We start from the raw sequence: 22,881 nt of genomic DNA, 5'->3' as shown, positions 1-22,881 counted from the left end.
CCTGACAACGCACGGAGGACCACATGTCCCACATGTCCCAGGGACTGCGCGAGGACCGGCGGACAGCCGCCGGGGGGAACGGGCCGCACCGGCCCGGCCCACTGGGCCGAATAGCCGGGTGGAGCTTCCGGAACCGGGGCCGCACGGTGCTGCTCTGGCTGCTCGCCGCCGGCGCGGCCCTCGGCCTCTCGGCCGGCCTGGGCGCCAAGTACAGCGCCGACTACACCGCGCCCGGCTCGGACTCCAAGCAGGCCCAGCAGCAGCTGACCCGGGACTTCCCCGGGCTGGGCGGTGAATCGATCAACCTGGTGCTGACCTCTGACAGCACCGTGACCGACACCGCTACCCGCGACCGGGTCAAGGACCTGCTCGCCCGGATGGCCGAGGTGCCGCACGTCAGCGGCATCGACGACCCGTACGGCCCGCGCGGCAAGGTGTCGGCCGACGGCCGCACCGCCCTCGGGCAGATCCACCTGGACGTCGCCGTCGCCCCCGACATGCCGAAGGCGGACACCCATCGGTTGCTCGACCTCGCCCGCCCCGTCGACGGCGGCCTGCGCGTCCACCTCGGCGGCATGACGGTCCAGCAGGCCGAGCAGGGCGCGATCGGCTCGGAGGGCATCGGCATCGCGGCCGCCGCCCTGATCCTGGTGATCACCTTCGGCTCGGTCGTGGCCGCCGGCCTGCCGATGCTCACCGCGCTCGGCGGACTCGCGGTCAGCAGCGCCCTGCTGCCGGTCCTCGCCGCGATCATGCCGGTCCCGGACTGGTCGACCTCGCTCGCCGCGATGCTGGGCATCGGCATCGGCATCGACTACGCGCTGCTGCTGGTCACCCGGTTCCGCGAGTGGCGCGCCGAGGGGCTCGAACCCGAAGCCGCCACGGTCGCCGCGCTGGACACCGCGGGCCGCGCGGTCGTGGTCGCCGGAATGACCGTGGTGGTCAGCATGCTCGGGCTGTTCGCGATGGGCCTGTCGTTCATGCGCGGCGCCGCGGTGTCGGCGATCCTCTCCGTCCTCGTCGTGATCGCCGCGTCCGCCACGCTCTTCCCGGCCCTGCTCGGCTACCTCGGCCGACACATCGAGCGCCTCCGGCTGCCCCTGCCCCGGCGCCGCACCCCCCGGGGCGAGAGCCCGGTGGGCGCCGGCTGGCTGCGCTGGAGCAGGCTCGTCGAGCGTCACCGCGTCCTCGGTGCCGTCACCGGGGTCGTCGTCCTGCTGGCGCTCGCGACGCCGTTCCTGGGCGTGCGCTTCGGCTTCCCCGACGCGGGCAACGACCCCGCCGGGCGCTCGAACCGGCTGGCGTACGACGCGGTGGCCGCCGGCTTCGGGCCGGGCAGCAACGGACCACTGGTCCTGGTCGCCGAGTTGGCGCCGGGCACCCCCGCCGACGCGACGGCCTCGCTGTCCACCGCGCTGAAGGCGGTGCCCGGCGTCACGGCGGTGACCCCTCCGGTGCCCGGCTCCGACGGCCGCTCGCTGCTGCTCACCGTCGTCCCGGACAGCGGTCCGCAGTCCGACGCCACCAAGACCCTGGTCCGCGACCTCCGTGATCACGTCATCCCGGGTGCGGTCGGCCCCGGCGTCCGGGTGCACGTCGGCGGGGCGACGGCCGCCGCGATCGACAGCACCGACAACATCGCCCGCCGCATCCCGCTGCTCGTCGGCGGCGTGGTCACGGTGTCGATGCTCCTGCTCCTGGTGTCCTTCCGCAGCCTCGCCGTCGCCCTCAAGGCCGCGGTGATGAACCTGCTCTCCGTCGGCGCCGCGTACGGCGTGGTCGCCCTCGTCCTCGAAGGCGGCACCGCCGGCCGACTGATCGGCATCGACAGCCCCACCCCGCTGCCGGCCTTCGTCCCGGTGCTGACCTTCGCCGTCCTGTTCGGCCTCTCGATGGACTACGAGGTCTTCCTGGTGAGTCGGATGCGCGAGGCCTGGCTGCGCACCAACGACAACGCGGAGTCAATCGTCCGCGGGCTGGCGGGCACCGCGCGGGTGATCACTGCGGCGGCGGCCATCATGGTCGCCGTGTTCGCTGCCTTCGTCCCGTCGCCCGACCTGCCGATCAAGGTCATCGGCGTCGGCATGGGCTCGGCCATCCTGATCGACGCCACGCTGGTCCGACTGCTGCTCGTACCGGCCGTGATGCACCTGCTCGGCCGCGGCAACTGGTGGCTGCCCGGCTGGCTGGACCGCCGTCTGCCCCACCTCCACGTCGAAGGACACACCGAGTACTACCAGCCGAAGCCCGCCCCCGAGGCGCCCCGCTCCCCGGCGGTGGTCGGCTGATGACACCGGCGGACCGCAGGCGTCCCACGACACCTGCGGTCCGCCGGCCACGGCGGAAGGCGGCGAGCGGCACCAGCGTCCAGGCGGCCTCGCCGGCCACGACGACCGCGGCGGGCACCCACACACGGTGATCACCGACGAAGGACGGAACGACGACCGGCGCGGTCGCCCGGCGCGCTCACCCCGCGAACCTCGCCCGGTGGGCGGCGATCAGATCCCGGTACCAGGCGTACGACGCCCTGGGCGTGCGCCGCTGCGTCCCGAAGTCGACGTGGACGAGGCCGAAGCGCTGGTGGTAGCCCTCGGCCCACTCGAAGTTGTCCAGGAGTGACCAGGTGAAGTAACCGCGAACGTCGACGCCTTGGGCGACGGCGGTGGCGAGGGCGTCGAGGTGGCCGGCCAGGTAGTCGACGCGGAAGGTGTCATCGAGGTCCTCGGCGGTGGAGCAGCCGTTCTCGGTGATGGTGACGGGCGGGAGGGCGGCGCCGTAGCGGTCGCGCAGGCCGACGAGGAGTCCGCGCAGGCCGTCCGGGACGACGGGCCAGTCGAAGGCGGTGCGCGGGACGCCTTCGATCGGGGCCTCGCTGAAGGGGAGGCCGGGGTCGGTGGGGGCGGCGATGCGGGTGGGGTTGTAGTAGTTGACACCGAGGCCGTCGAGCGGGGTGGCGCCGATCAGCTTGAGGTCGCCGTCCCGGACGCTGCCGCCGAGGTCGTCCGCGACACCGAAGGCCGACAGGTCGGGATAGCGGCCGAGGAGCAGGGGGTCGGTGAACAGACGGTTGTGGAGGGCGTCGTAGGCCTGGGCGGCGGCCACGTCGGCGTCAGAGGACGAGGCGGCCCGCACCGGCGTGAGGTTGTTGGCGATCATCACCTCCAGGCCGCGCTCGCGCAGTGCGGCGGCCGCCAGGCCGTGGGCGAGGAGTTGGTGGTGGGCGGCGGGCAGGGCGTCGAGCATCAGGGCGTGGCCGGGGGCGTGGATGCCGAGGGCGTAGCCGTAGACCATGTGCACGAACGGCTCGTTGAGGGTGATCCAGGCGGGGACGCGGTCGCCCAGGCGGTCGGCGACGATGGCGGTGTAGTCGGCGAAGCGGTTGGCGGTGTCGCGGTCGAGCCAGCCGCCGCGGTCTTCGAGGGCCTGCGGGAGGTCCCAGTGGAAGAGGGTGGGCAGCGGGGTGATGCCGGCTTCGAGGAGCGCGTCGACCAGACGGTCGTAGAAGGCGAGCCCGGCGGGGTTCACGGGGCCCGCGCCGGTGGGCTGCACGCGGGTCCAGGCGAGGGAGAAGCGGTAGCCGTCCAGCCCGAGGCCGCGCATCAGCTCGATGTCCTCGGGATACCGGTGGTAGTGGTCGCAGGCCACCGCGCCGGTGTGACCGTCCCGGACGGCGCCCGGCCGGGCGGCGAAGACGTCCCAGACGGACGGGCCGCGGCCGCCCTCGGTGACGGCACCCTCGATCTGGTAGGCGGCGGTGGAAACACCCCAGCGAAAGCCCGCCGGGAGGTCGAAACGGTTCGGCATGGCAGCCTCCCGAACAGAGATATGAGGACTGCTCATGTTACTGACGCGATGCCGGACCGCCAGGGGCAACCACGGACTTCGGTCTGCGGCCTCCCCGCCCACACTCCATCTCGACCGCCAGACCGACTCGGCGCTCGACAATGTCAACAGGCGTGCACGCCAGGTCATTCAAGGCCACACTCGCCACGCCTCCGGTGCCCGGCCGACCCGGCGGCCCTCCCGCCGAGGCCGAACTGGCCCCACTGGTCTGCCGGCAGCGGGACGACGAGGCCCGTGTCCGCAATCCGGCGGCTCCACCACCGTCCCGGAATCGGCGCAACGCTACGGAGAGTGGGGCTGGCTCACTTGCCTGACGAGCCCACAGTCCCGCTGCCGCTGCCCGACACCCATACTGACCACCATGCAGTTCACCTCCGACGGCACCGAAGGCCCACGGTTCGACCAGAACGGGTACGACCTGGACCTTGGCAACAATGTCTACGGCTTCCTCCCGTCAGCGGTGAGTGCCCTGGACATCGCACAGTCCTTCTTTGCGGCCGGCTGGCGAGTCCGCAGGTCCAGCTGGACCGAGTTCGAGGTCCAGCACACCTGTGCCGAGCTGGAGCTGTTCTCCGAGAAACCCGTGAGGTTCGGGGGTGTCGTCGTTCCCGAGCGGATTGACGATCTCCTCTCCGCATTCACCGCTCTCGGACTGTCGTACACCGTCGAGCTGTACGACCAGGACGGCAACGAGACGATCTACCGGGCGTGAGTCCATCGGCCACGAGTGCGACAGCCCCGCTCCGGTGGGCAGCGGTGGCAAGCACCCCGGCGGAAGCCCACCGGGAGGTCGGAACACCCCGGCCCGGCCTGCTCCGTCCTCGCGGGGGCGATGGCCAGAGGCCCACAGACATGAGGAGCGCTCATGGCGCGGGAGCAAAGCCGCCGTCCCGCGATCGGCTCGCGGGACGGCGGCGCCGAGTACCCGGCGTGGACGACCACCGCCACCGGCCGAGTCCGGCTGTGGCGCAGCTACTCCTCAGGGAGTCCGCGCCGCCCGGAGCCCGGGGGCCGAGGTGCCCGTACCGCGGTCAGAGGGACGGGAGCAGGAGGAGCTTGCCGGTGGTGGTGCCCGACTGGAGGGCGGTGTGGGCGTCGGCCGCGTCGGCAAGGGGGTACCGGGCGGCGATGGTGAGGGTGAGGAGGCCCTGGCGGAGCCAGTCGAAGACCTCCGCCGCGCGGGCACGCAGTTCGGCGGGGTCGGTGGCGTGGTCGACCAGGGTGGGGCGGGTCAGGTAGACGGAGCCGTGGCCGGCGAGGGACTGGGGGTCGAGGGCGGGGGCGGGGCCGGAGGCGGCGCCGGCCAGGACGAAGGTGGCGCGGCGGGCCAGGCAGGTCAGACCAGCCTCGAAGGTGTCGCGGCCGATGCCGTCGAAGACGACGTCCACACCGTGGCCGCCGGTCAGTTCGCGCGCCCGGGCGGCGAAGTCCTCGTCGGCGCGGACGATCACCTCCTCGGCGCCGGCCGCGGTGGCGGCGGCGGCCTTGGCCGGGCTGGAGACCGTACCGATCACCCGGACGCCGGCGGCGGCGAGCAGGCGCGTCAGGTGGGCGCCCAGGCCGCCGGCGGCGGAGTGGACCAGGGCGGTGGCCCCCTTGCGGGTGGGCCAGGTGGTGGTCGTGAGGTAGTGGGCGGTGAGGCCCTGGAGGAGGACGGCCGCGGCGTCGGTGTCGGGGATGTCGTCGGGCACCGGCACGGTGGCGCCCGCCCGCACGACGACGAGTTCGGCGTAGCTCGCGGGGGCCGCCCACCAGGCGACGCGGTCGCCGACGGCGGGGGAGGTGACGCCGGGACCGGTGGCGACGACGGTGCCGGCGCCCTCGCAGCCGGGGACGAAGGGGGCGGTGGCGCCAGTGCGCCCTTCGCGTTCGTAGACGTCCTTGAAGTTGACGCCGATGACGCCGGTGCGGACCAGGACTTCGCCGGGGCCCGGGACCGGGTCGGGGAGTTCAACGGAGGTGAGGGCCTCGGGGCCGCCGGGCTGGTGGACCACCACTGCGCGCATGGGTGTTCGTTCTCCTCGGAAGGTCGGAAGGTCGGAAGGGAGGGGTGGGAGGGACGAGAGGAAGGGAGGGGCGGGAGGCGCGAGCCGCCGGAAGCCGGCTTGAGGTCAGCGCACGCTGCGGTGCACCGCCCAGGTGACGGCCAGGAAGCCGGCCGCGACGAGTGCCAGGCAGACCCGCAGGCCACCGGCGCCGCTCCCGGCCAGGACCGGGCCGAACAGGGCGATCGCGACCGCTCCGCCGATCTGGCGGAAGGCGTTGAGGGAGCCGGAGGCGAGGCCGGACCGGTCGGGGGGCAGGGAGCGCAGCGCCAGGGTGGGCAGGGAGGGGCCCATCAGGCCGGCGCCGAGTCCGAGCAGGCAGCTGCCGGCGGTGAACAGCCACCAGTCGGGGGTGGCGGCCAGCGGCAGGAGGGCGAGGGCGCCGGCGGCGGCCGTGGCGGCGCCGGTGATCACCAGGGCCCGCACCCCGGTGCGCTGGACGGCGCGGGCCAGGACGAAGGAGGCCAGGCTCCAGCAGAGCGCGAAGGGGACGAAGGCGAGGCCGGCGCCGAGCGCGTCACGCCCCCAGTGCCGCTGCAGGTGAAGGGAGATCGCGAACTGAGCGCCGTAGGCGCCGAACTGGTAGAGCGCGCCGACGGTGAGGGCAGGGGTGAAACCGGGGCGACGGAAGGTGTCCAGGGGCAGGACGGGGTGGGTGGCGAATCGTTCGGCGGCGACGAAGGCGACGGCGGCGGCGAGCGTGGTGGCGGCGAGCACCAGGGTCAGTGGCGCGCTCCAGCCCAGGGCCCCGGCCTGGACCAGGGTGCCGATGCCGGACCCGACCAGGGCCGCGGTGGCGAGCTGGCCGAGCACGTCCAGTCGGACGGCGCGCACCGGCGAGGGGGCCACCTTGCGCCGGCAGACCACGGCGGCGGCCAGTCCGATGGGGACGTTGACCAGGAAGATCGCCCGCCAGCCGACGCCGGCGGTCAGCGCACCGCCCGCCACCGGTCCGGCCACCAGGGCCAGCGAGCTGACGCCGCCCCAGACAGTGAAGGCCCGGGCACGGGCCGCGCTGTCGGGGTACATGTGGGCGATGACGGCCAGCGAGGCCGGCAGCAGACCGCCGGCGGCCACGCCCTGGACGACGCGGGCGGCGATCAGGGCCCCGATGCCGGGCCCGGCCGCGCAGGCCGCGGAGGCGGCGACGAAGAGCAGCAGGCTGGCCTGGAAGAGGCGACGGGCACCGAGCTTGTCGGCGAGGGCGCCGCCGCCGAGCAGGCAGGCGGCCATCGCGACGGTGTAGGCGTTGACCGTCCACTCCAACGTGGCCAGCGAGCCGCCGAATTCGGCGCTGAGGTCGGGCAGGGCGACGTTGAGCGCGCTTCCGTCGAGCAGGACCATGAAGAAGCCGAGGCAGACCGAACCGAGGGCGCCCGCGCCGGGCCCGGAGGTGCCGGCCGTCCCGCCGACACCGGAAAAGGGGGCGCCTGCGCCGCGACGTGGGGACCGGGCGCGCCCGGGGGTCTCGATGGCTTCACTCATCAGGCAGCCCCCGTTCAGATGGAAGTCGTCGACCCAGGTCCGCGAAGGGCCTTCGCGGTCTATAGTGTTCGATGGAGGTCGATCACCATGAATGAAAGTCGCATCCGTGACAGTTCGTCAAGTGCCTTGACTCCGACGGGTGACAGCCGCTCCCGGCGTGCTCGTGGCCTGGAGCACACGGACCCGGCGGAGGTGACGCTGCACGAGGTGCTGCAGGTGCTCGCCGATCCGGTGCGACGCGCGATCGTGCGCGAGCTGGCCGGCAGTGCGGACTGGAGCCGCGCCTGCGGCACCTTCGAGCTGGGCGTCAGCAAGGCCACTCGCAGTCACCACTTCACGGCGTTGCGCCAGAGCGGCCTGGTCGAGCAGCGCGACACCGGCGCCCGGCGGTACAACCGGCTGCGCCGGGCCGAGTTCGACGCACAGTTCCCCGGCCTGCTCGCCCTCGTCCTCGCGGAGGACGCGACCGGCTCCGGCAGACCCTCCGGAGACGCCGACTGCGGTCCGGTCATTGCCAGTTGACAAAACCTGTCATAGCTTTGTCACAACGACGGACGCACGGGGGCGGCCACCGGTAGCACCGGACCCTCCCGCGGGGTCACGGCGGGCCTTCGCCCGACCCGGGATCCTTCCAGGTCACCGAAGCCCGACCGCCGACCGCCGGCTGTCCCCGCGGACGCCCGCGGGGCCGCGCCGCGCAAGCCCGAGCCCCTTCGGCGAACGGAGCCGGAACGCGAGTGACCCATACGTCTGACGGTGCCGGAATCGTGGGTTCCTCCTCACGGGAAGCGCGCGGCGACGGAGCAGTGGCGGTGACCAGGAGCGGTGACGGTGACCAGTAACGGCAGCGGTGAGCAGTGACGGTGCCGGCAAGCAGTAACGGCAACGGTGAGCAGTGACGGGAGCGGTGACGGAGGTGAAGAGGTGACGGCAGTGGAGCAACCGGCGTCGAGCCGCCGACTGAGGCGGCTCCGCCCGGTACGCGGCGCCCGGCGGACGGAACCGGCCGTCGGCCCGGTGTCGACCGGCCGCGTCTCAGGTCCGGAGACGGACCACCGCCTCCCCTTGCCCCGAACGCTCCAGCACCTCGCCGCCGACCCGGCCGGGCCACCGACCGCGCCACCGGCACCCGGACAGCCCGAGGCCGCCTCGCCGCCGACCGGCAGCACCGCCCCGCACGCGCGCGGACCGGAACCGGACGCGCCGTCGGCCCAGGCGGCCACGGCCCCCCGGCGCGACGGCCACGAGCCACCGGCGATCACACCGGCGGCCGAGGCCCCCCACGACGCGCCCGCCGGCGGGAGCCGGGACCTGCCGTGGCGGCTCCCCAAGGCGTACGGGACGACGGGTAGGACGACGCACCGAACGGAGGACGACGGCACCGCGTGCGCGCAGGTGCCGAGCGAACCGGCCGAGCACGACGCCGACCGGGCGGACACCGGCGCCGCGCGGGCCGTGCCGCCGGCGGCACCTTGGGCGATGGAGCGCACGGTCAGGCAGCTGCCGGCGGGAGTCGGGAACCGGCAGGAGGCCATGCGGGTGCCACAGCGGGCATCCGCGGCCGAGCAGGTGCGGGGGTCGACGGCGCCGGAGCGGGTCGGGACGCAGGACGGCACGCGGCATCCGTTCTCCGGACGGGTGCGGGAACTGTGCTCTCGTGCCGATCAGTTGAGTCCCGGGCCGACGATGTCGGCGCACCGGTCGGCCACGGACGCGCCGCGCCGACACGGCTGGCCCACCGAGGAGGTCGGCGCGCCGATCACCGAGGCGCAGCGGGCGCCGTACCCGGTGGGCGGCACCGGTCGGGAGGCGTTCCGACCGTTCCTGCGGGCTTGGCCGTGCTGGGCCGGGGTGGAAGGGGATCACGACCGCGCGCCGTCCTACGCCGACGAGGCGCGGAGCAGGAACCTGCCGACTCTTCATGACCGCCGGCGTGCGCAGATGTCGTACGGCCGCTGTCTGCCGGCGCTGGACGCGACGGCGCGGGGCCGGACAGCCCCGCGAGCGACGGAAGCGGATGCGGGGACCAAGGCGGAGACGGGTACGGGGACGGAAGCGGAGGCGAATGGGGCGGCGAAAGCGAAGGACGCGGGGTATCTGGATCTGGTGACCGGCGCGCGGAAGACGTCGGCCTCGGCCCTGAAGCCGGCCTGACCACAGGGCTGTCGCGTGCGCTGCAACTGTGACTCCCTTCCCCCACGGGAACCCCTCGACGGGACCCCCTCGCGTACCTCCAGGCATCCGGATGGACCCTGCCGCGTTCCCTCGGTCGCCGGCAGAGTCACTTCCTGACTGCCAGTCAGGTTCGTTCACCAGTTCTGGGGAGCGTAACCCATTCGCGTTCGTACTGACCAGAGCTGACGGGATGTCACTCGCCACTCGGCTGCCGCTTGACTTGATCCGATAGGCGTGGTTAGCGTGAAGCCGCACTGACCGCAGGCGACATGACAAGGTTGCGCCACTATGGCGCCGCGCCGCCCGCCGCTCGCCGCCCGGGACGTCCACCCTCGGGCCGCCCCTTGTTCTTCCCGGACCATCCGGCCTGAGCGGCCGTGGTCCGGGCATTCCCTCGCGCCATCCCGTTGTCCAGACCTGTGTGCTGTTCGAACAGCGGTGTCACGACCCTCGCCCCGCTCCGCTCCGCCCTGCCCGCTTACACCGCGGCGCCGGGGCGGGCGACGCGTCGTGCTGCCGCCCAGCAGGAAGGCACGCCCGCCATGAGACCTGGCAACACCGCGTCGCACTCTCCGACGACGCACGACACCGCTTCGGACGCTTCCGCCGCCGTACGCGACGCCGCACCGCACACCACCACCGCCACAACGAACCCGACCACCACCACAGCCGGCCCGACCACCACCACGACGAACCCGGCCGCCACCACGAACCCGGCCGCCGCAACCGGCCCGGCCGGCGCACCGCACCCGCCCGACGACGAGACGGCCGCCGACCCGGTCCGGGAGAGCATGCGGCGCCTGCCCGGCCCGCTCCAGCTACCGCTCACCTTCCTGACCGGGCGCCCGCTGGCCGGTCAGCGTCCCGTCGCCCTGTCACCCGGCTTCCACCTGGCCACCGCCTCGCTGTCCGTCCTGGCCGGCGCGGCCGTGTCCACCATCGGCTTCGTCCTGGGCTCCTGGTTCCTGTTCCTGCTGCTGCCCGGCTGGGCGATGACCCTGCACGGCCAGCGGAACCTGCGGATGATGGTCTACCACCAGTGCTCGCACCGGAACATGTTCGGGCGCCGCCGGCTGGACACCGCCGTCGGCCACGCGATCTCGGCCCTCCTGGTGATCCAGAACTTCGAGCGCTACAGCCGCGAGCATGTCGCCGACCACCATGCCGTCCACCACATGACGTTGCGCGACCCCACGGTCCAGGCCTTCCTGATCAGCCTCGACCTGCACCCGGGCATGACGCGGCGCCGGATGTGGCGACGGGTGCTGCTCAAGACCCTCTCCCCCCGCTTCCACCTGGCCTTCGCGATCTCCCGGGTGCGTTCCTTCTGGCACGACAGCGCCGCCGCCGAGAAGGCCATCGCCCTCGCGCTGTACGGCGGCGGCGGGGTGGCGGCCGTGCTGCTGGGGGCCTGGCCGGCCGTCCTGGTGGTCTGGTTCGTACCGATCGGCGTGCTCTACCAGATCAGCAACACCCTGCGGCTGTGCGTCAAGCACACCTTCCCCGCACCCGGCACCACGGTGCGCCGCGGCCGCGAGTACTTCGGGAGCCTGACCAACGCGATCTTCATCGGCGAGGCGGCACCGGCCCCGGGCCTGCCCGCCGCCACCGCCCCGCTGCGCTGGCTGCGCTGGAGTGCCCGCATGGCGCTGGTGCACTTCCCGACCCGCTACCTGGTGCTGACCGGCGACACCGTCGTGCACGACTTCCACCACCGCTACCCCGCCAGCCGGCAGTGGCACGACTACATCTTCGCCCGTCAGCAGGACCTCGTGGACGGCCACCGCAACTGGCCCTCCTACACGGCCGAGTGGGGCCTGGTCGCCGCGATCAACCGGGTCTTCGACTCGCTCTCGGCGGCCGACCCCGAGGAGTTCGACGTCGCCCGCATCCGCTCGGTCAGCAAGCGCGAGCTGTTCGCCGCCTTCGACGACTGACCGTTCGCCCGGACGACCGACCGACCCCCTTCGACGGGGCCGGCCACCGTCCCCACCCGACGGACCGTCAGCCGGACTCCTGTGCCACCCCGTACCACCACACCCCGTACCCGCCCGTACTCCACGGATAGGCGGTTTCCCATGCCCACGCCCACGTCCACATCGACGCCCGCGTCCACACCCCTGGCCGCACCCACCCCGCCCGCCGGCGCACCCGAACGGGACGGCCGGCTGGTGATCCTCGGCGTCGCGGCCAGCGACAGCCACGCAGTCGCCAACCACCTGATCGCCCACGCGCTGCGCGCCGACGGCTTCACCGTCGTCAACCTCGGCACCTGCACACCGGTCGCCGAGTTCGCCGACGCGTGCGAGCGCCACCCGCAGGCCGAGGCCGTCCTGATCGGCAGCCTCAACGGGCAGATCCACGAGGACCTGTACGACCTCGCCGACGCCAAGCGGTCCGGGCGCATCCACTGCCCGGTCCTGGTCGGCGGCAACCTCTCGGTCGGCAGCGTCAAGGACGAGGCCTCCGTCACCCGCCTCTACGACCTGGGCGTCGACCGTGTGCTCGCCAGCGCCGCCGACCTGGTCCCCACCCTCGACGCCCTGCACGTCCCCGCCGCGCCCGACTGCGTCCCGGCCGCCGCCGCCCGGTGACCCCCGTGCCCACCGCCCCCGCCCCGCCCACGCTCAAGGAGTCGGCGGCCTACATCACCCAACTCGGCAAGCCCACCGCCGCCGAGGTGCTGGCCCGCGCCCGGGAGAGCGGACGCACCGCCCTGCAGCCGCGCTGCGGGGTCGGCGGGCACCGCGAGATGGCCCTGCTGCTCAAGGAGTTGGAGACCGAGGGCCGCCCCGACCTGCTCACCCTCACCATCGACTCGCACACCCGGCTGCGCCGCTTCGAGCACGCCGCCCGAGCCCTGCGCACCGACCACCGCACCCTCAACGGCTACCCGCTGGTCACCCACGGCTGGCAGCGCGGACGGGAACTGAACGAACTGGTCGCCGTCCCACTGGAGATCCGGCACGGCTCCCCCGATCCGCGCGAACTCTTCGCCACCGCCGTGGCCTGCGGCATCACCTCCTTCGAGGGCGGCGGCATCTCCTACAACCTGCCGTACTCCAAGGACGTGCCGCTCGCCGACTCGCTGGCGGCCTGGTCCGAGGTGGACCACCTCTGCGGTGAACTCGCGGGCCTGGGCGTGGTCATGGACCGGGAGCTGTTCGGTACCCTCACCGCCGTCCTCGTCCCGCCGTCCATCAGCCTGGCCGTCAGCGTGCTGGAGGCCGTCGCCGCGGCCGCCGCCGGCGTGCGCTGCATCAGCGTCTCCTACCCGCAGAGCGGGCACCTCGCCCAGGACATCGCCGCCCTGCGCGCCGTCCCCGTCCTGGCCGCCCGCTACCTGCCCGCCGGCACCGAGGTCCACGCCGTGCTGCACGAGTTCATGGGCGTCTTCCCCCGCCGGCGCCACCACGCCGACGACCTCATCTTCTACGGCGCCCTCACCGCCCGCCTGGGCGGCGCCTCCAAGCTCATCACCAAGACCCACCAGGAGGCCCACGGCATCCCCGACGCCGCCGCCAACGCCGCCGGACTGCGCCTGGCCGCCGTCGCCCGCTCCCCCTTGCTCGACTTCATCGCCGTCGACGAGGACGCCGTCGCCGAGGAACTGGAGTGGATCCTGCGCGAGACCGCCGAGATCGTCGAACCCGTCCTCGCCGCCCCGCGGTTGGACACCGCGATCGTCACCGCCTTCGCGGCCGGCCGCCTCGACATCCCCTTCAGCGCCAGCCGGCACGCCCGCTCCGAGGTCATCCCCCGGCGCGACGGCGACGGCGCCGTGCGCTACCACTCCCCCGGCCGCCTGCCGCTCTCCGGCGCCAGCGTCGCACGCAACCGCCGCCTGCTCGACGGCCCCACCCGCTCCGGCGGCGGCACCACCGGAACGACCGGCACTACCGGAACGACCGGCACCACCGGCCTGCCCGGCGCGGACCTCTTCCAGGCCCTGCGCCGCGACATCGACTACTTCCCCCTGCTGTTCGGCGAACTCCCCCAGGACACCACCACCCCGGGAAGCACCAGCGCCCCCGGGAGCACCACCACCCCGGGAAGCACGACCCCCGGAAGCACCACCGCCGGCAGCGCCACCTCCACCCCGGGAAAGGAACCCGCCCTGTGACCACCAGCCAAGCCATCCTCCGCGTCGGGATCGTGGGCGCCGGCCCGCGCGGCGTCGTCGCCCTGGAGCGGCTGTGCGCCAACGCCGCGCTGGTGGCGCCCGCGATCCCCGTCGAGGTCCACCTCGTCGACCCGTACCCGGCCGGCGGCGGCCGCGTCTGGCGACGCGACCAGGACCGGTCCCTGCTCATGAACACCGTCGCCTCCGACGTCACCGTCTTCACCGACGAGTCCGTCCCCTGCGAAGGCCCGATCCTGCCCGGCCCCACCCAGTACCAGTTCGCCCGCATGGTCTCCGACGGGCGCGTCACCGACGTCACCGACGCCGAACGCCAGGAGGCCACCGGCATGCTGCCCTGGTCCTACGGCAGCCGTGCCTTCAACGGCGCCTACCTGCGCTGGGCCCTTCAGGAGATCATCCGCAACGCCCCCGCCCAGGTCTCCGTCCACGTCCACGCCACCCGCGCCACCGCCGTCGACGACACCGACCGCGGCACCCAACTCCTGCTGCTGGACGGCGAGGAGGAGCCCCTGGAGTGCGACGCCGTCATCCTCGCCCAGGGCCACTTCGAGGTCTCCCCCACCAAGGGCCAGCAGCATCTGAAGGAGTTCGCCGACCGCCACGGCCTGCTCTACCGCGAACCCCTCAGCCCCGCCGAGTGCGACCTCGACGCCTTCCCCGCCGGTCGGCCCCTGATCCTGCGCGGCCTGGGCCTCAGCTTCTACGACTACGCCACCCTCTTCACCCAGGGCCGCGGCGGACGCTTCGAACGCGACGGGGACGGCCTGTTGCACTACCACCCCTCCGGCCGCGAACCGCAGTTGTACGCCGGCTCCGGACGCGGGGTGCCCTACCTCGCCCGCGCCGAGGTGCACCTGGAGGTGGTCCCCCGCTACCAGCCGCGCTTCCTGACCGCCGAGGTCATCGCGCGCCTGCGCCGCACCGCCGGCCAGGGCGAGCTCGACTTCCGCGCCGACCTGTGGCCCTACATCGCCAAGGAGGTCGGCTTCGTCTACTACCGCAGCCGCCTCGCCGACGCCCCCGAGGCCGAGCGGGAGAACTTCCTGGCCGCCTACGCCGACCTGGACTGGGACACCCCGGCCATGCGGCAGCTGATCACCGACCGCTTCGAGGACCCCGACCAGCACTGGGACTGGGACCAGGTCGACCGGCCCAGCCTGGAGCGCCGCTTCGCCGACCGCGCCGCCTACCGGGACTGGATCGCCGGCCGCCTGGGCTGGGACCTCGAACAGTCCGCCGCGGGTCCCGCCCGCAGCCCCTTCAAGGCGACCGCCGCGATCATGCGCGACCTGCGCGACGAGATCCGCCAGGTGATATCCCATCAGGGCCTGCGCGGCGGCTCCTACCGCGACCACGTCGACCGTTGGTTCAGCGGCCTCAACAACTACATCGCCAGCGGACCCCCCACCGCCCGCGTCGAGGAGCTCGACGCCCTGGTGCGGGCCGGCACCGTCCACCTGGTCGGTCCGAGCATGCGCGTCGAGGCCGACGAGGCCACCGGGCGCTTCCTCGTCTCCTCCCCCTTGGTCGACGAGGCGCCGCTGGAGGCCGAGGCGCTGGTGGAGGCCCACCTCGCCCTCACCGACGTGCGCCGCGCCACGGACCCGCTGCTGCGCCACATCCTCGACTCGGGAGCGGCCCGCCCCCACGTCATCCCCGACGCCCACGGCGAGCCCTACACCACCGGCGGCCTCGACGTCGCCGAGGTGTCCTTCCGCCTGCTCGACACCCGGGGCGCCGCCCACCGCGGTCGCTTCTCCTACGGCCCCCCGGTCGAATCCGTCCAATGGGTCACCGCCATCGGCGCCCGGCCCCACGTCGGCTCCCGCACCCTCATCCAGGGCGACGCGATCGCCCGCGGCTGCCTGCACACCGGCGTGGAGAACCTGCGCCGGCGCGCCCTGGCCCTCGCCTGACCGCACACGGCTTCGGCCCCCGCACCCCGACACAAGCCCGACGCAAGCCCGACGCACCCCCGATCGCAGGAGAGTCCCCACGATGACCGACACCGCCGCCCGCCGCATGATGGACCTGCTCATCGGCCCCTGGGCCACCCAGGCCGTCCACACCGCCGCCACCCTGGGCCTGGCCGACCTGCTGGCCGCCGAGCCCGCCACCGCCGCCGAACTCGCCGACCGCACCGGGACCCACCAGCCCTCCCTCACCCGGCTGCTGCGCTTCCTCGTCGAGCTCGACGTGCTGGCCACCGACCCCGACGGCCGCTACCGGACCACCGAGCTGGGCCGCACCCTGCGCACCGAGGAGCACGGCTCGATGCGCGACCTCGCCCTGCTCTACGGCGACGAGTTCTACGCCGGCTGGGGCCGGTTGCTGCACACCGTGCGCACCGGCGAGAACGCCTTCGAACACGTCCACGGCGCCGCCATGTACCCCTACTTCTCCCGCACTCCGGAGCTCACCGCCCGCTTCGACCGCGCGATGGCCGCCAGCTCCTCCTTCTTCGAACCTGTCCCCGCCCTGTACGACTTCTCCCGCGCCGGTACCGTCGTCGACATCGCCGGCGGCAACGGCGCCCTGCTCACCACGGTGCTGCGCGCCCACCCCGGGCTGTCCGGCGTCCTGTTCGACACCGCGCACGTCGTCGACGCCGCCCGCACCGACCTCGCCCGGTCCCCCGACGCCGGACGCATCGGGTACGAGAGCGGCGACTACTACGAGAAGGTCCCGGCCGGCGGTGACGTCTACCTGCTCTCCCGCGTCCTGCACGGACGCGACGACGAGGCGTGCGTCCGGGTGCTGGAGCGCATCCGCGAGGCCGTCCCCGCCGACGGTGCCCTGCTGATCATCGAACGCGTCATCCCCGAGGACGGCACCCCGTCGCTGGCCGCCTGGTTCGACGTCCACATGCTCACCATCGCCGGCGGCTTCGAGCGCACCAGCGCCGAGTACGCCGGTCTGCTGGAGCGCGCCGGCTTCACCCTCGCGGCGGTCCACGACCTGCCGCTGGACAGCAAGCTGCTGGTCGCCGAACCCCGCTGACCGCGCACCCCGGCCCTGACCGCGCACCCGCGGTCGGGGCCGCGCGGCACCCGGCCCGCCTGCCCGCCCCCACCTGCCTGCCTGCCCCGCCCCCGGGCCGGGCGGGCGGGCCGGGCCGTCCGGCTGTCCGGCTGTCCCGCTGTCCGGCGTCGATCGGGTCGGTCCGTCCGCCCCTCGCCGGCGGGTCAGTCCGCGTCGGGCGACACCAGCGTCAGCAGCCGGTGCGGCCGGGCCAGCGCGCGCGAGACCGGGTCCTGCCGCAGCCGGCCCTGCGCGCTCGGGCCCGGCTGCATCGTGATGTTCTCCGGTGCCACCGCCCCGCCGCACAACGGGCAGGCGCCCACCGGGTCGAGCCGCGTCCCGCAGGCCGCGTGGCTGAAGACCGTGCGCGGCCCGCCGGTGGAGGCGTTGCGCTCCCCCCACTGCGCCAGGCCGTAGATCGGCTGCCACAGCTCTCGCCCGGCCGACGTCAGGACGTAGCCGTGACGCACCGGCGAGCTCTGGTAGGGCTCCTTGCGGAGCACGCCCGCGGCCACCAGTGCCTGCAGGCGACTGGTGAGGACGGCGCGCGGGATGTCGAGATGAGCGAGGAAGTCGTTGAAGCGGTGGACCCCGTAGAAGGCGTCGCGGACGATCAGCAGACTCCAGCGCTCGCCGACCACCTCCAGCGCCCGGGCGAGCGAGCAGTCCTGCTGTGCGTAATCGGTTCCCAGCGCCATGCGGGCCAGTCTAGCCGAAGGTTCCTTCACCGAACCCGGCGTGATAGATTCAGTTGAGTTCAATGAACAGACCTTAGGTCGGAGACCCTCTCCCCCTCCCCTCGCAGCGAGGACCACCCCGATGACGCCCAGCCCGCCGCCCCAGGGGCGCCGCCCCGCCCTCACCCTCTCGATCGCCGCGTTCGGCACGCTCCTCGTCCTGGTCGACTACACCTCCCCGCTCACCACCCTGTCGCCCACCGCCGCCGACCTCGGCCTCGGCCCCTCCGCCCAGACCTGGGTGCTCACCGGCACCCTGGTCGGCCTGGCCGCCCTGCTCCTCACCATGGGCAGCGCCGCCGACGACTACGGGCGCAAACGGGTCTTCGGCGCCGGGGCGGTGCTGCTCCTGGTCTCCACCGCCGTCTCCGCGGCCGCCACCGGCCCCACCATGTTCCTGATCGGCCGTGTCCTCCAGGGCTGCGCCGCGGCCGCCGTCCTCGCCCCCACCCTCGGCCTGATCGGCCACGTCTACCCGGTCGGCCCCGGCCGGGTGCGGGCGCTCGGGATGTGGGGCGCCTCGGTGGGCCTGGGCATCGCCGTCGGCCCGGTCTACGCGGCGCTGCTGGAGCGCGCCGGCGGCTGGCGCTCCGTCTACTGGGTGCTCTCCGCGCTGTCCGCCCTGCTGATCGCGCTCACCGTGTACGGCCTGCAGGAGTCCCGCAACGACCGGCCCCGCAAGCTCGACCTGCTGGGCGTCGCCACCCTCGCCGCCGGTGCCTCCTGCCTGATCGCCGGGCTCGCCGAGGGCCGGCACGGCTGGGGTCGCGCCCCCGTCCTGCTCCTGCTCGGCCTCGGTGTGCTGCTGCTCGCGCTGTTCGTCCTCGTCGAGGCCAGGATCGCCGAACCGATGCTCGACCTCGCGCTGTTCCGCAGCCCCGGCTTCATCGCCTCCAGCGGCGGCGCCCTGTTCACCGGCCTGGCCATCGTCGGCCTGATGAGCTACCTGCCGATGGCCCTCCAGAAGTCCGCCGGGGAAACCCCCCTGGTGGCCTCCCTGGTGCTCGCGATCTGGTCCGGCCTGTCCGTCGTCTCCGCCCTCCAGGCCCGCCGCCTCGCGACCCGGGTGTCCGCCACCACCCAGGTCGCCGCCTCCCTGCTGCTGTGCGGCATCGGCGAGGCCGCCCTCTACGGCATGAGCCCCGACGGCTCCTGGGCGCACTTCGCCCCCGGCCTCGTCCTCGCCGGCATCGGCAGCGGTGTCCTCAACGCGGCACTCGCCCGCCTGGCCGTCAGCAGCGTGCCCGCCGACCGGGCGGCCATGGGGTCGGGTGCCAACAACACCGCCCGCTACCTGGGTTCGGCGCTCGGCGTCGCCATCACGCTGACCGTCGCCGGCCAGGCCACCGACGACCGCGGGCCGCGCTACGCGATGGCCGCCGGGACCGACCACGCCGTCCTGGTGGCCGCGGCGCTGTGCGCGGTCGGGGCGGGCGTGGCGCTGTGGGCGCGCATCGCCGAGGGCCGCACCCCGGCCGCCGCCCCACCGCCGTCGGGCGGCGGCGCGGGTGGTGCGGGCGGCACGGACGCGACCGGCAGCGCGGCGGCCAGCGCCCAGCGCCCGGCGGTGTCCCGTGGCTGACCGGCGACCCGACCACGACGCCCGGACCGAAGCGCCGCTCCCCGCCGCCACCTTCGACGCCCCCTCCGACAACCCTGTGCGCCACGTCAACGGCGGCATCCTGCTGGAGCCCGGACGCGGCCGGATCATCGTGCGCGCCGGCGGCGTCGTGCTCGCCGACTGCCAGCGGCCGATCGTGGTCCTGGAGGGCCGCCACCCCGTCCGCTACTACATCCCGGCCGAGGACGTGCGCCGCGAACTGCTCGTCCCCTCCTGGGAGACCACCTACTGCCCGCACAAGGGCAACGCGGTGCACTTCGCGCTCGCCCCGGACGGCGAGGGCGGCGCCGTCGCCTGGTCCTACCCCGTCCCGCTGCCCGGCATGGAGGCCCTGGCCGGGCTGATCGCCTTCTACCAGGAACGCGTCGACATCGACGTCGATCCCTCGCACTGACCACCCGGTCACGCCCGATGCCGTCAGGCCCGCCCCCACCCGGGGACCGGGCCTGACGGCATCTCACGTCCCCACCGGGGCGGACCGCCGGGACGTCCCGCCGGGACGTCCCGCCGGATCGCACCGGCGATCGGCGACCGGCCGGTTTCGCGGCAGCCCCCCGAACGGCCTCGGGCCGCGCCGTCAGGCCCGAGCGGTCGGCCGCAGTTCGCGTTCGAGGGCGGCCAGCGCGAACGCGTTCGCGGAGGCGTGCTGCCAGCGCGGCCGTCCGAACATCACGTCCCCGGAGAGCCCGTTGAGCATGGCCACCGCCCTGATGACGAACTCGGGAGGGTCCACGTCGGCGAACACTCCCAGGGCCCTGCCCTCGACGAGGATGGCTTCCAGGCGCTCCTCCCAGACCTCGGAGAGCTCGGTGAGCACGCGCCGGCCGACGTCGTCGTGGCGCTGGGCCAGGACCTGCGTCCACAGGGCGTAGCGTTCGTCGCCCTGATGCCGGGGCAGGTAGAAGCGGACGAAGAGCGCCAGCTTCTCGGCGGGAGTGGCCGCCTCGTCCGCCGCCTGCTGGAACCGGGCCCCGAGGTCCGCCTCGCTCCAGGCGAGGACTTCGAGCAGGAGGCGGTCCTTCTTGCCGAAGTGGTAGAGGATGTGCCCGGTGCTCATCCCGGCCCGCGCGGCGATGTCCGACATCCGCACGGCCGCGGCGCCCTTCTCGGCGATGGCGTCGATGGCGGCCAGCATCGCCCGGCCGCGCGCCTCGTCGCCGCTGGGCCGGCGCTTGCGGTCGGCCGGGGCCGGCGCGGCCGGCGGGGCGGTTCCCGGCTCGGCGCCCGCCGCGGGGGCGCTCTCGGACGGAAGGAGGCGCCGCGGCCGCGTGGGCTCGGACTCTGGCATCGGCACGGCCTCACCTCGGTTCTGGGAATCTAGACCAGTAGTCTAGACTGAAAATCTAGTCAGCGCGACCGAAGGCGTGCCGGCCGCGTGTGCGCGATCGGCCGGGACGCCCAGCCGTTCGCCTGTCCGCCCCAACCCTCAGGAGACACCCGCATGACGCGCGGATTCGACGTTGTGGAGACCTGTATCGCCGACCTGCGCGCGGCGCTGGAGAAGGGCGAGGCCACGGCGGTCGGGCTGCTCGACGCCTACCTCGCGCGCATCGACGCCTACGACCGGGCCGGCACCCCCACCGCGCTCAACGCGATGGTCGTGATGAACCCGGACGCCCGCGCCGAGGCGGAGGCCTCCGACGCACGCCGCGCGCGCGGCGAGACGCTCGGCCCGCTGGACGGCATCCCCTACACCGCGAAGGACAGCTACCTCGCCAAGGGCCTGACCGCCGCGGCCGGCTCGCCCGCGTTCGAGCACCTCGTCGCCCAGCGCGACGCCTTCGCGATCGAGCGGCTGCGCGCGGGCGGGGCCGTCCTCATCGGCCTCACCAACATGCCGCCGATGGCGAACGGCGGCATGCAGCGCGGCGTGTACGGCCGCGCGGAGAGCCCCTACAGCGCCGACTGGCTCACCAGCGCCTACGGCTCCGGCTCCTCCAACGGCTCGGGCACCGCGACGGCGGCCTCGTTCGGCGCCTTCGGCCTCGGCGAGGAGACCTGGTCCTCGGGCCGGGCACCCGCATCGAACAACGCGCTGTGCGCCTACACCCCCAGCCGCGGCGTGATCTCGGTGCGCGGCAACTGGCCGCTCGTCCCGACCATGGACGTCGTGGTCCCGCACACCCGCACCATGGCCGACCTGTTCGAACTGCTCGACGTCATCGTCGCCGACGACCCGGAGACCCGCGGCGACCTGTGGCGCGCACAGCCGTGGGTGCCGCTGCCCGCGCCCTCGCGGGTCCGCCCCGCCTCCTACCCGGCGCTCGCGCCCGCCGACACCGCGTCGGCGCACGCCGCGCTCGCCGGCAAGCGCGTCGGCGTCCCCGCGATGTACGTCAACGCCGACCCCGACGCCGGCACCAACCCCGACGGCGGCATCGGCGGCCAGACCGGCCGGCGGATCGACACCCGCGCCTCGGTGATCGCCCTGTGGGAGGCCGCGCGCCGCGACCTGGAGGCCGCCGGCGCCGAGGTCGTCGAGGTCGACTTCCCCGTCGTGTCGAACTACGAGTCCGACCGCCCCGGCGCACCCTCGCTGTTCACCCGCGGCCTGGTCGGGAAGGACTTCCTCACGGTCGAGATCGAGGACCTGTCCGCCTGGGCGTGGGACGACTTCCTGCGCGCCAACGGCGACCCGGCGCTCTCCACCCTGGCCGAGGTCGACGGCGCCGCCATCTGGCCCAAGCAGCAGGGCGAACTCCCGGACCGCTACGCCGGCTTCGACGACACCATCGGCGACTACCCCCGCCTGGTGCGCGAGCGCCCGTACGCCTCCTTCACCGACCTGCCGCACCTCGAAGCGGGACTGCGCGGCCTTGAGGAGACCCGCCGGGTCGACCTGGAGGTGTGGATGGACGAACTGGGCCTGGACGCCGTCGTGTTCCCCTCCGTCGCGGACGTGGGGCCGGCGGACATGGACGTCAACGAGGCGTCCGCCGACCTCGGCTGGCGCAACGGCGTCTGGGTCGCCAACGGCAACCTGGTGCCCCGCCACCTCGGCATCCCCACGGTGACCGTCCCCATGGGCACCATGACCGACACCGGCATGCCCGTCGGACTGACCTTCGCCGGCCGCGCCTACGACGACAACGCCCTGCTGACCCTCGGCGCGGCCTTCGAGGCCACCGGAAACCGACGCACGGAGCCTTCGCGCACCCCGCGCCTGTCGGCGCGCTGAGCCCAGCACGTGGCGGCGGGGTGGGGCTCTTCCCGCCCCGCCGCTCGCGTCCCGGCCGGGCCGGGCCGGGCCGCGACGGGCCGGGCCCGTCCCGGGACGCTCAGGACGACGAGCGGGCCGAGGGAGTCCCGGAGCGGTCGGCGACCGGTTCACCGGGACTCCCCCACCACGATCAGAACTTGTGCCAGCCGTTCCAGTTCCCGTTCTGGTCACGGTCGCGGGACCACATCTGGTTGTAGTCGCTGCCGCGCGCGGTGATGGTGAAGGCGCCGCCGACGGTCTGGCGGGTGATCTCGACCTTGCCGGTGAAGTAGCCGCCCATGGAGGTCCAGGAGCTCAGCTTGCCCGAGCTGCCGGTCGTCCACCGCGTCCACACCGCGTGGTCGGTCCCGATCACGAAGATCTCGCTGGTGCCGTCCCGGAAGGTGAAGTAGGTCGCGCCGCCACCGTAGTCGCCGCCGCACAGGAACGTGCCGCCGAACTGGTTGTTGCTGCACTGCGAGGGGACGTCGATGTCACCCGCCGACGCGGGGGCCGCGCTCAGCCCGATTCCGGCGAGGACGGCGGCGGCCACCACGGCGGCCTTCATCTTGTGCATGTCTGCTCCTGACTGGGTGAGGACCGGGCCGCAC

General features: G+C 73.8%; 18 protein-coding genes. 12 read left to right on the top strand and 6 right to left on the bottom strand.

All coding sequences use genetic code 11. The features are described 5' to 3' along the window. Nucleotides 1-23 precede the first annotated feature (23 nt). Nucleotides 24-2,288, top strand: a complete 2,265-nt coding sequence (locus ACFXHB_RS17380) for an MMPL family transporter (RefSeq protein WP_380575133.1) — start codon at nucleotides 24-26, stop codon at nucleotides 2,286-2,288. A 178-nt stretch (nucleotides 2,289-2,466) separates the two neighbouring features. Here the strand turns inward: ACFXHB_RS17380 and ACFXHB_RS17375 are convergent, their stop codons facing one another. Then, entirely contained in the window at nucleotides 2,467-3,804 is a 1,338-nt protein-coding gene (locus ACFXHB_RS17375) for a GH1 family beta-glucosidase (protein ID WP_380575132.1), read from the bottom strand. Between the two features lie 400 nt (nucleotides 3,805-4,204). Here ACFXHB_RS17375 and ACFXHB_RS17370 point away from each other — a divergent pair, with 400 nt between their 5' ends. Continuing rightward, nucleotides 4,205-4,555, top strand: a complete 351-nt coding sequence (locus ACFXHB_RS17370; RefSeq protein WP_380575131.1) for a hypothetical protein — start codon at nucleotides 4,205-4,207, stop codon at nucleotides 4,553-4,555. Between the two features lie 319 nt (nucleotides 4,556-4,874). Here the strand turns inward: ACFXHB_RS17370 and ACFXHB_RS17365 are convergent, their stop codons facing one another. Further along, entirely contained in the window at nucleotides 4,875-5,849 is a 975-nt protein-coding gene (locus ACFXHB_RS17365; protein WP_380575130.1) for a quinone oxidoreductase family protein, read from the bottom strand. Nucleotides 5,850-5,954: 105 nt separating this feature from the next. Further along, nucleotides 5,955-7,373, bottom strand: coding sequence for an MFS transporter (locus ACFXHB_RS17360; RefSeq protein ID WP_380575129.1), 1,419 nt, complete (start codon nucleotides 7,371-7,373; stop codon nucleotides 5,955-5,957). Nucleotides 7,374-7,565: 192 nt separating this feature from the next. Here ACFXHB_RS17360 and ACFXHB_RS17355 point away from each other — a divergent pair, with 192 nt between their 5' ends. The 7 genes from ACFXHB_RS17355 (at nucleotide 7,566) to ACFXHB_RS17325 (ending at nucleotide 16,692) form a co-directional block, all read left to right on the top strand. Beyond that, nucleotides 7,566-7,895 carry an ArsR/SmtB family transcription factor gene (locus ACFXHB_RS17355; RefSeq protein WP_380575128.1) on the top strand — a complete coding sequence of 110 codons (330 nt, stop codon included), beginning with the start codon at nucleotides 7,566-7,568 and terminating at the stop codon, nucleotides 7,893-7,895. An 873-nt stretch (nucleotides 7,896-8,768) separates the two neighbouring features. After that, the gene (locus ACFXHB_RS17350; protein ID WP_380575127.1) at nucleotides 8,769-9,527 is read left to right on the top strand and encodes a hypothetical protein; all 759 of its coding nucleotides are present in this window, start codon (nucleotides 8,769-8,771) and stop codon (nucleotides 9,525-9,527) included. A 563-nt stretch (nucleotides 9,528-10,090) separates the two neighbouring features. Then, nucleotides 10,091-11,485: a fatty acid desaturase gene (locus ACFXHB_RS17345; RefSeq protein ID WP_380575126.1), complete on the top strand. Its 1,395-nt coding sequence runs from the start codon at nucleotides 10,091-10,093 to the stop codon at nucleotides 11,483-11,485. A gap of 141 nt (nucleotides 11,486-11,626) precedes the next feature. Next, nucleotides 11,627-12,142: a cobalamin-dependent protein gene (locus tag ACFXHB_RS17340; RefSeq protein WP_380575125.1), complete on the top strand. Its 516-nt coding sequence runs from the start codon at nucleotides 11,627-11,629 to the stop codon at nucleotides 12,140-12,142. A gap of 5 nt (nucleotides 12,143-12,147) precedes the next feature. Continuing rightward, nucleotides 12,148-13,671: a methylaspartate mutase gene (locus ACFXHB_RS17335; RefSeq protein ID WP_380575124.1), complete on the top strand. Its 1,524-nt coding sequence runs from the start codon at nucleotides 12,148-12,150 to the stop codon at nucleotides 13,669-13,671. Further along, nucleotides 13,668-15,608: an FAD/NAD(P)-binding protein gene (locus ACFXHB_RS17330; protein WP_380575123.1), complete on the top strand. Its 1,941-nt coding sequence runs from the start codon at nucleotides 13,668-13,670 to the stop codon at nucleotides 15,606-15,608. The genes ACFXHB_RS17335 and ACFXHB_RS17330 overlap by 4 nt, the downstream gene beginning before the upstream one ends. Nucleotides 15,609-15,690: 82 nt before the next feature. Further along, entirely contained in the window at nucleotides 15,691-16,692 is a 1,002-nt protein-coding gene (locus ACFXHB_RS17325) for a methyltransferase (RefSeq protein ID WP_380575122.1), read from the top strand. Nucleotides 16,693-16,877: 185 nt separating this feature from the next. Here ACFXHB_RS17325 and ACFXHB_RS17320 read toward each other — a convergent pair whose 3' ends face one another. Next, nucleotides 16,878-17,411: a winged helix-turn-helix transcriptional regulator gene (locus ACFXHB_RS17320; protein WP_380575120.1), complete on the bottom strand. Its 534-nt coding sequence runs from the start codon at nucleotides 17,409-17,411 to the stop codon at nucleotides 16,878-16,880. Nucleotides 17,412-17,532: 121 nt separating this feature from the next. Between ACFXHB_RS17320 and ACFXHB_RS17315 the strand changes: the two genes are divergently transcribed. Continuing rightward, the gene (locus ACFXHB_RS17315; RefSeq protein ID WP_380575119.1) at nucleotides 17,533-19,032 is read left to right on the top strand and encodes an MFS transporter; all 1,500 of its coding nucleotides are present in this window, start codon (nucleotides 17,533-17,535) and stop codon (nucleotides 19,030-19,032) included. Next, nucleotides 19,025-19,465, top strand: coding sequence for a DUF427 domain-containing protein (locus ACFXHB_RS17310; protein ID WP_380575118.1), 441 nt, complete (start codon nucleotides 19,025-19,027; stop codon nucleotides 19,463-19,465). The genes ACFXHB_RS17315 and ACFXHB_RS17310 overlap by 8 nt, the downstream gene beginning before the upstream one ends. Nucleotides 19,466-19,648: 183 nt before the next feature. On the opposite strand, the gene ACFXHB_RS17305 is transcribed toward ACFXHB_RS17310, so the two are convergent. Further along, nucleotides 19,649-20,359, bottom strand: coding sequence for a TetR/AcrR family transcriptional regulator (locus tag ACFXHB_RS17305; RefSeq protein ID WP_380575117.1), 711 nt, complete (start codon nucleotides 20,357-20,359; stop codon nucleotides 19,649-19,651). Nucleotides 20,360-20,512: 153 nt separating this feature from the next. Between ACFXHB_RS17305 and ACFXHB_RS17300 the strand changes: the two genes are divergently transcribed. After that, nucleotides 20,513-22,249 carry an amidase gene (locus ACFXHB_RS17300; RefSeq protein WP_380575115.1) on the top strand — a complete coding sequence of 579 codons (1,737 nt, stop codon included), beginning with the start codon at nucleotides 20,513-20,515 and terminating at the stop codon, nucleotides 22,247-22,249. Nucleotides 22,250-22,421: 172 nt separating this feature from the next. Here ACFXHB_RS17300 and ACFXHB_RS17295 read toward each other — a convergent pair whose 3' ends face one another. After that, entirely contained in the window at nucleotides 22,422-22,847 is a 426-nt protein-coding gene (locus ACFXHB_RS17295; RefSeq protein ID WP_380575114.1) for a hypothetical protein, read from the bottom strand. Nucleotides 22,848-22,881 lie beyond the last annotated feature (34 nt).

This window comes from Kitasatospora sp. NPDC059327 (genome assembly GCF_042752535.1).
Classification (GTDB): domain Bacteria; phylum Actinomycetota; class Actinomycetes; order Streptomycetales; family Streptomycetaceae; genus Kitasatospora.
This window is presented reverse-complemented; position numbering and strand designations above follow the sequence as displayed.

Bases quoted from the DNA above. Each gene is read 5' to 3' on its own strand.
- ACFXHB_RS17380 (WP_380575133.1), top strand. From the start codon at position 24: ATGTCCCACATGTCCCAGGGACTGCGCGAGGACCGGCGGACAGCCGCC.
- ACFXHB_RS17375 (WP_380575132.1), bottom strand. From the start codon at position 3,804: ATGCCGAACCGTTTCGACCTCCCGGCGGGCTTTCGCTGGGGTGTTTCC.
- ACFXHB_RS17370 (WP_380575131.1), top strand. From the start codon at position 4,205: ATGCAGTTCACCTCCGACGGCACCGAAGGCCCACGGTTCGACCAGAAC.
- ACFXHB_RS17365 (WP_380575130.1), bottom strand. From the start codon at position 5,849: ATGCGCGCAGTGGTGGTCCACCAGCCCGGCGGCCCCGAGGCCCTCACC.
- ACFXHB_RS17360 (WP_380575129.1), bottom strand. From the start codon at position 7,373: ATGAGTGAAGCCATCGAGACCCCCGGGCGCGCCCGGTCCCCACGTCGC.
- ACFXHB_RS17345 (WP_380575126.1), top strand. From the start codon at position 10,091: ATGAGACCTGGCAACACCGCGTCGCACTCTCCGACGACGCACGACACC.
- ACFXHB_RS17340 (WP_380575125.1), top strand. From the start codon at position 11,627: ATGCCCACGCCCACGTCCACATCGACGCCCGCGTCCACACCCCTGGCC.
- ACFXHB_RS17325 (WP_380575122.1), top strand. From the start codon at position 15,691: ATGACCGACACCGCCGCCCGCCGCATGATGGACCTGCTCATCGGCCCC.
- ACFXHB_RS17320 (WP_380575120.1), bottom strand. From the start codon at position 17,411: ATGGCGCTGGGAACCGATTACGCACAGCAGGACTGCTCGCTCGCCCGG.
- ACFXHB_RS17315 (WP_380575119.1), top strand. From the start codon at position 17,533: ATGACGCCCAGCCCGCCGCCCCAGGGGCGCCGCCCCGCCCTCACCCTC.
- ACFXHB_RS17305 (WP_380575117.1), bottom strand. From the start codon at position 20,359: ATGCCAGAGTCCGAGCCCACGCGGCCGCGGCGCCTCCTTCCGTCCGAG.
- ACFXHB_RS17300 (WP_380575115.1), top strand. From the start codon at position 20,513: ATGACGCGCGGATTCGACGTTGTGGAGACCTGTATCGCCGACCTGCGC.
- ACFXHB_RS17295 (WP_380575114.1), bottom strand. From the start codon at position 22,847: ATGCACAAGATGAAGGCCGCCGTGGTGGCCGCCGCCGTCCTCGCCGGA.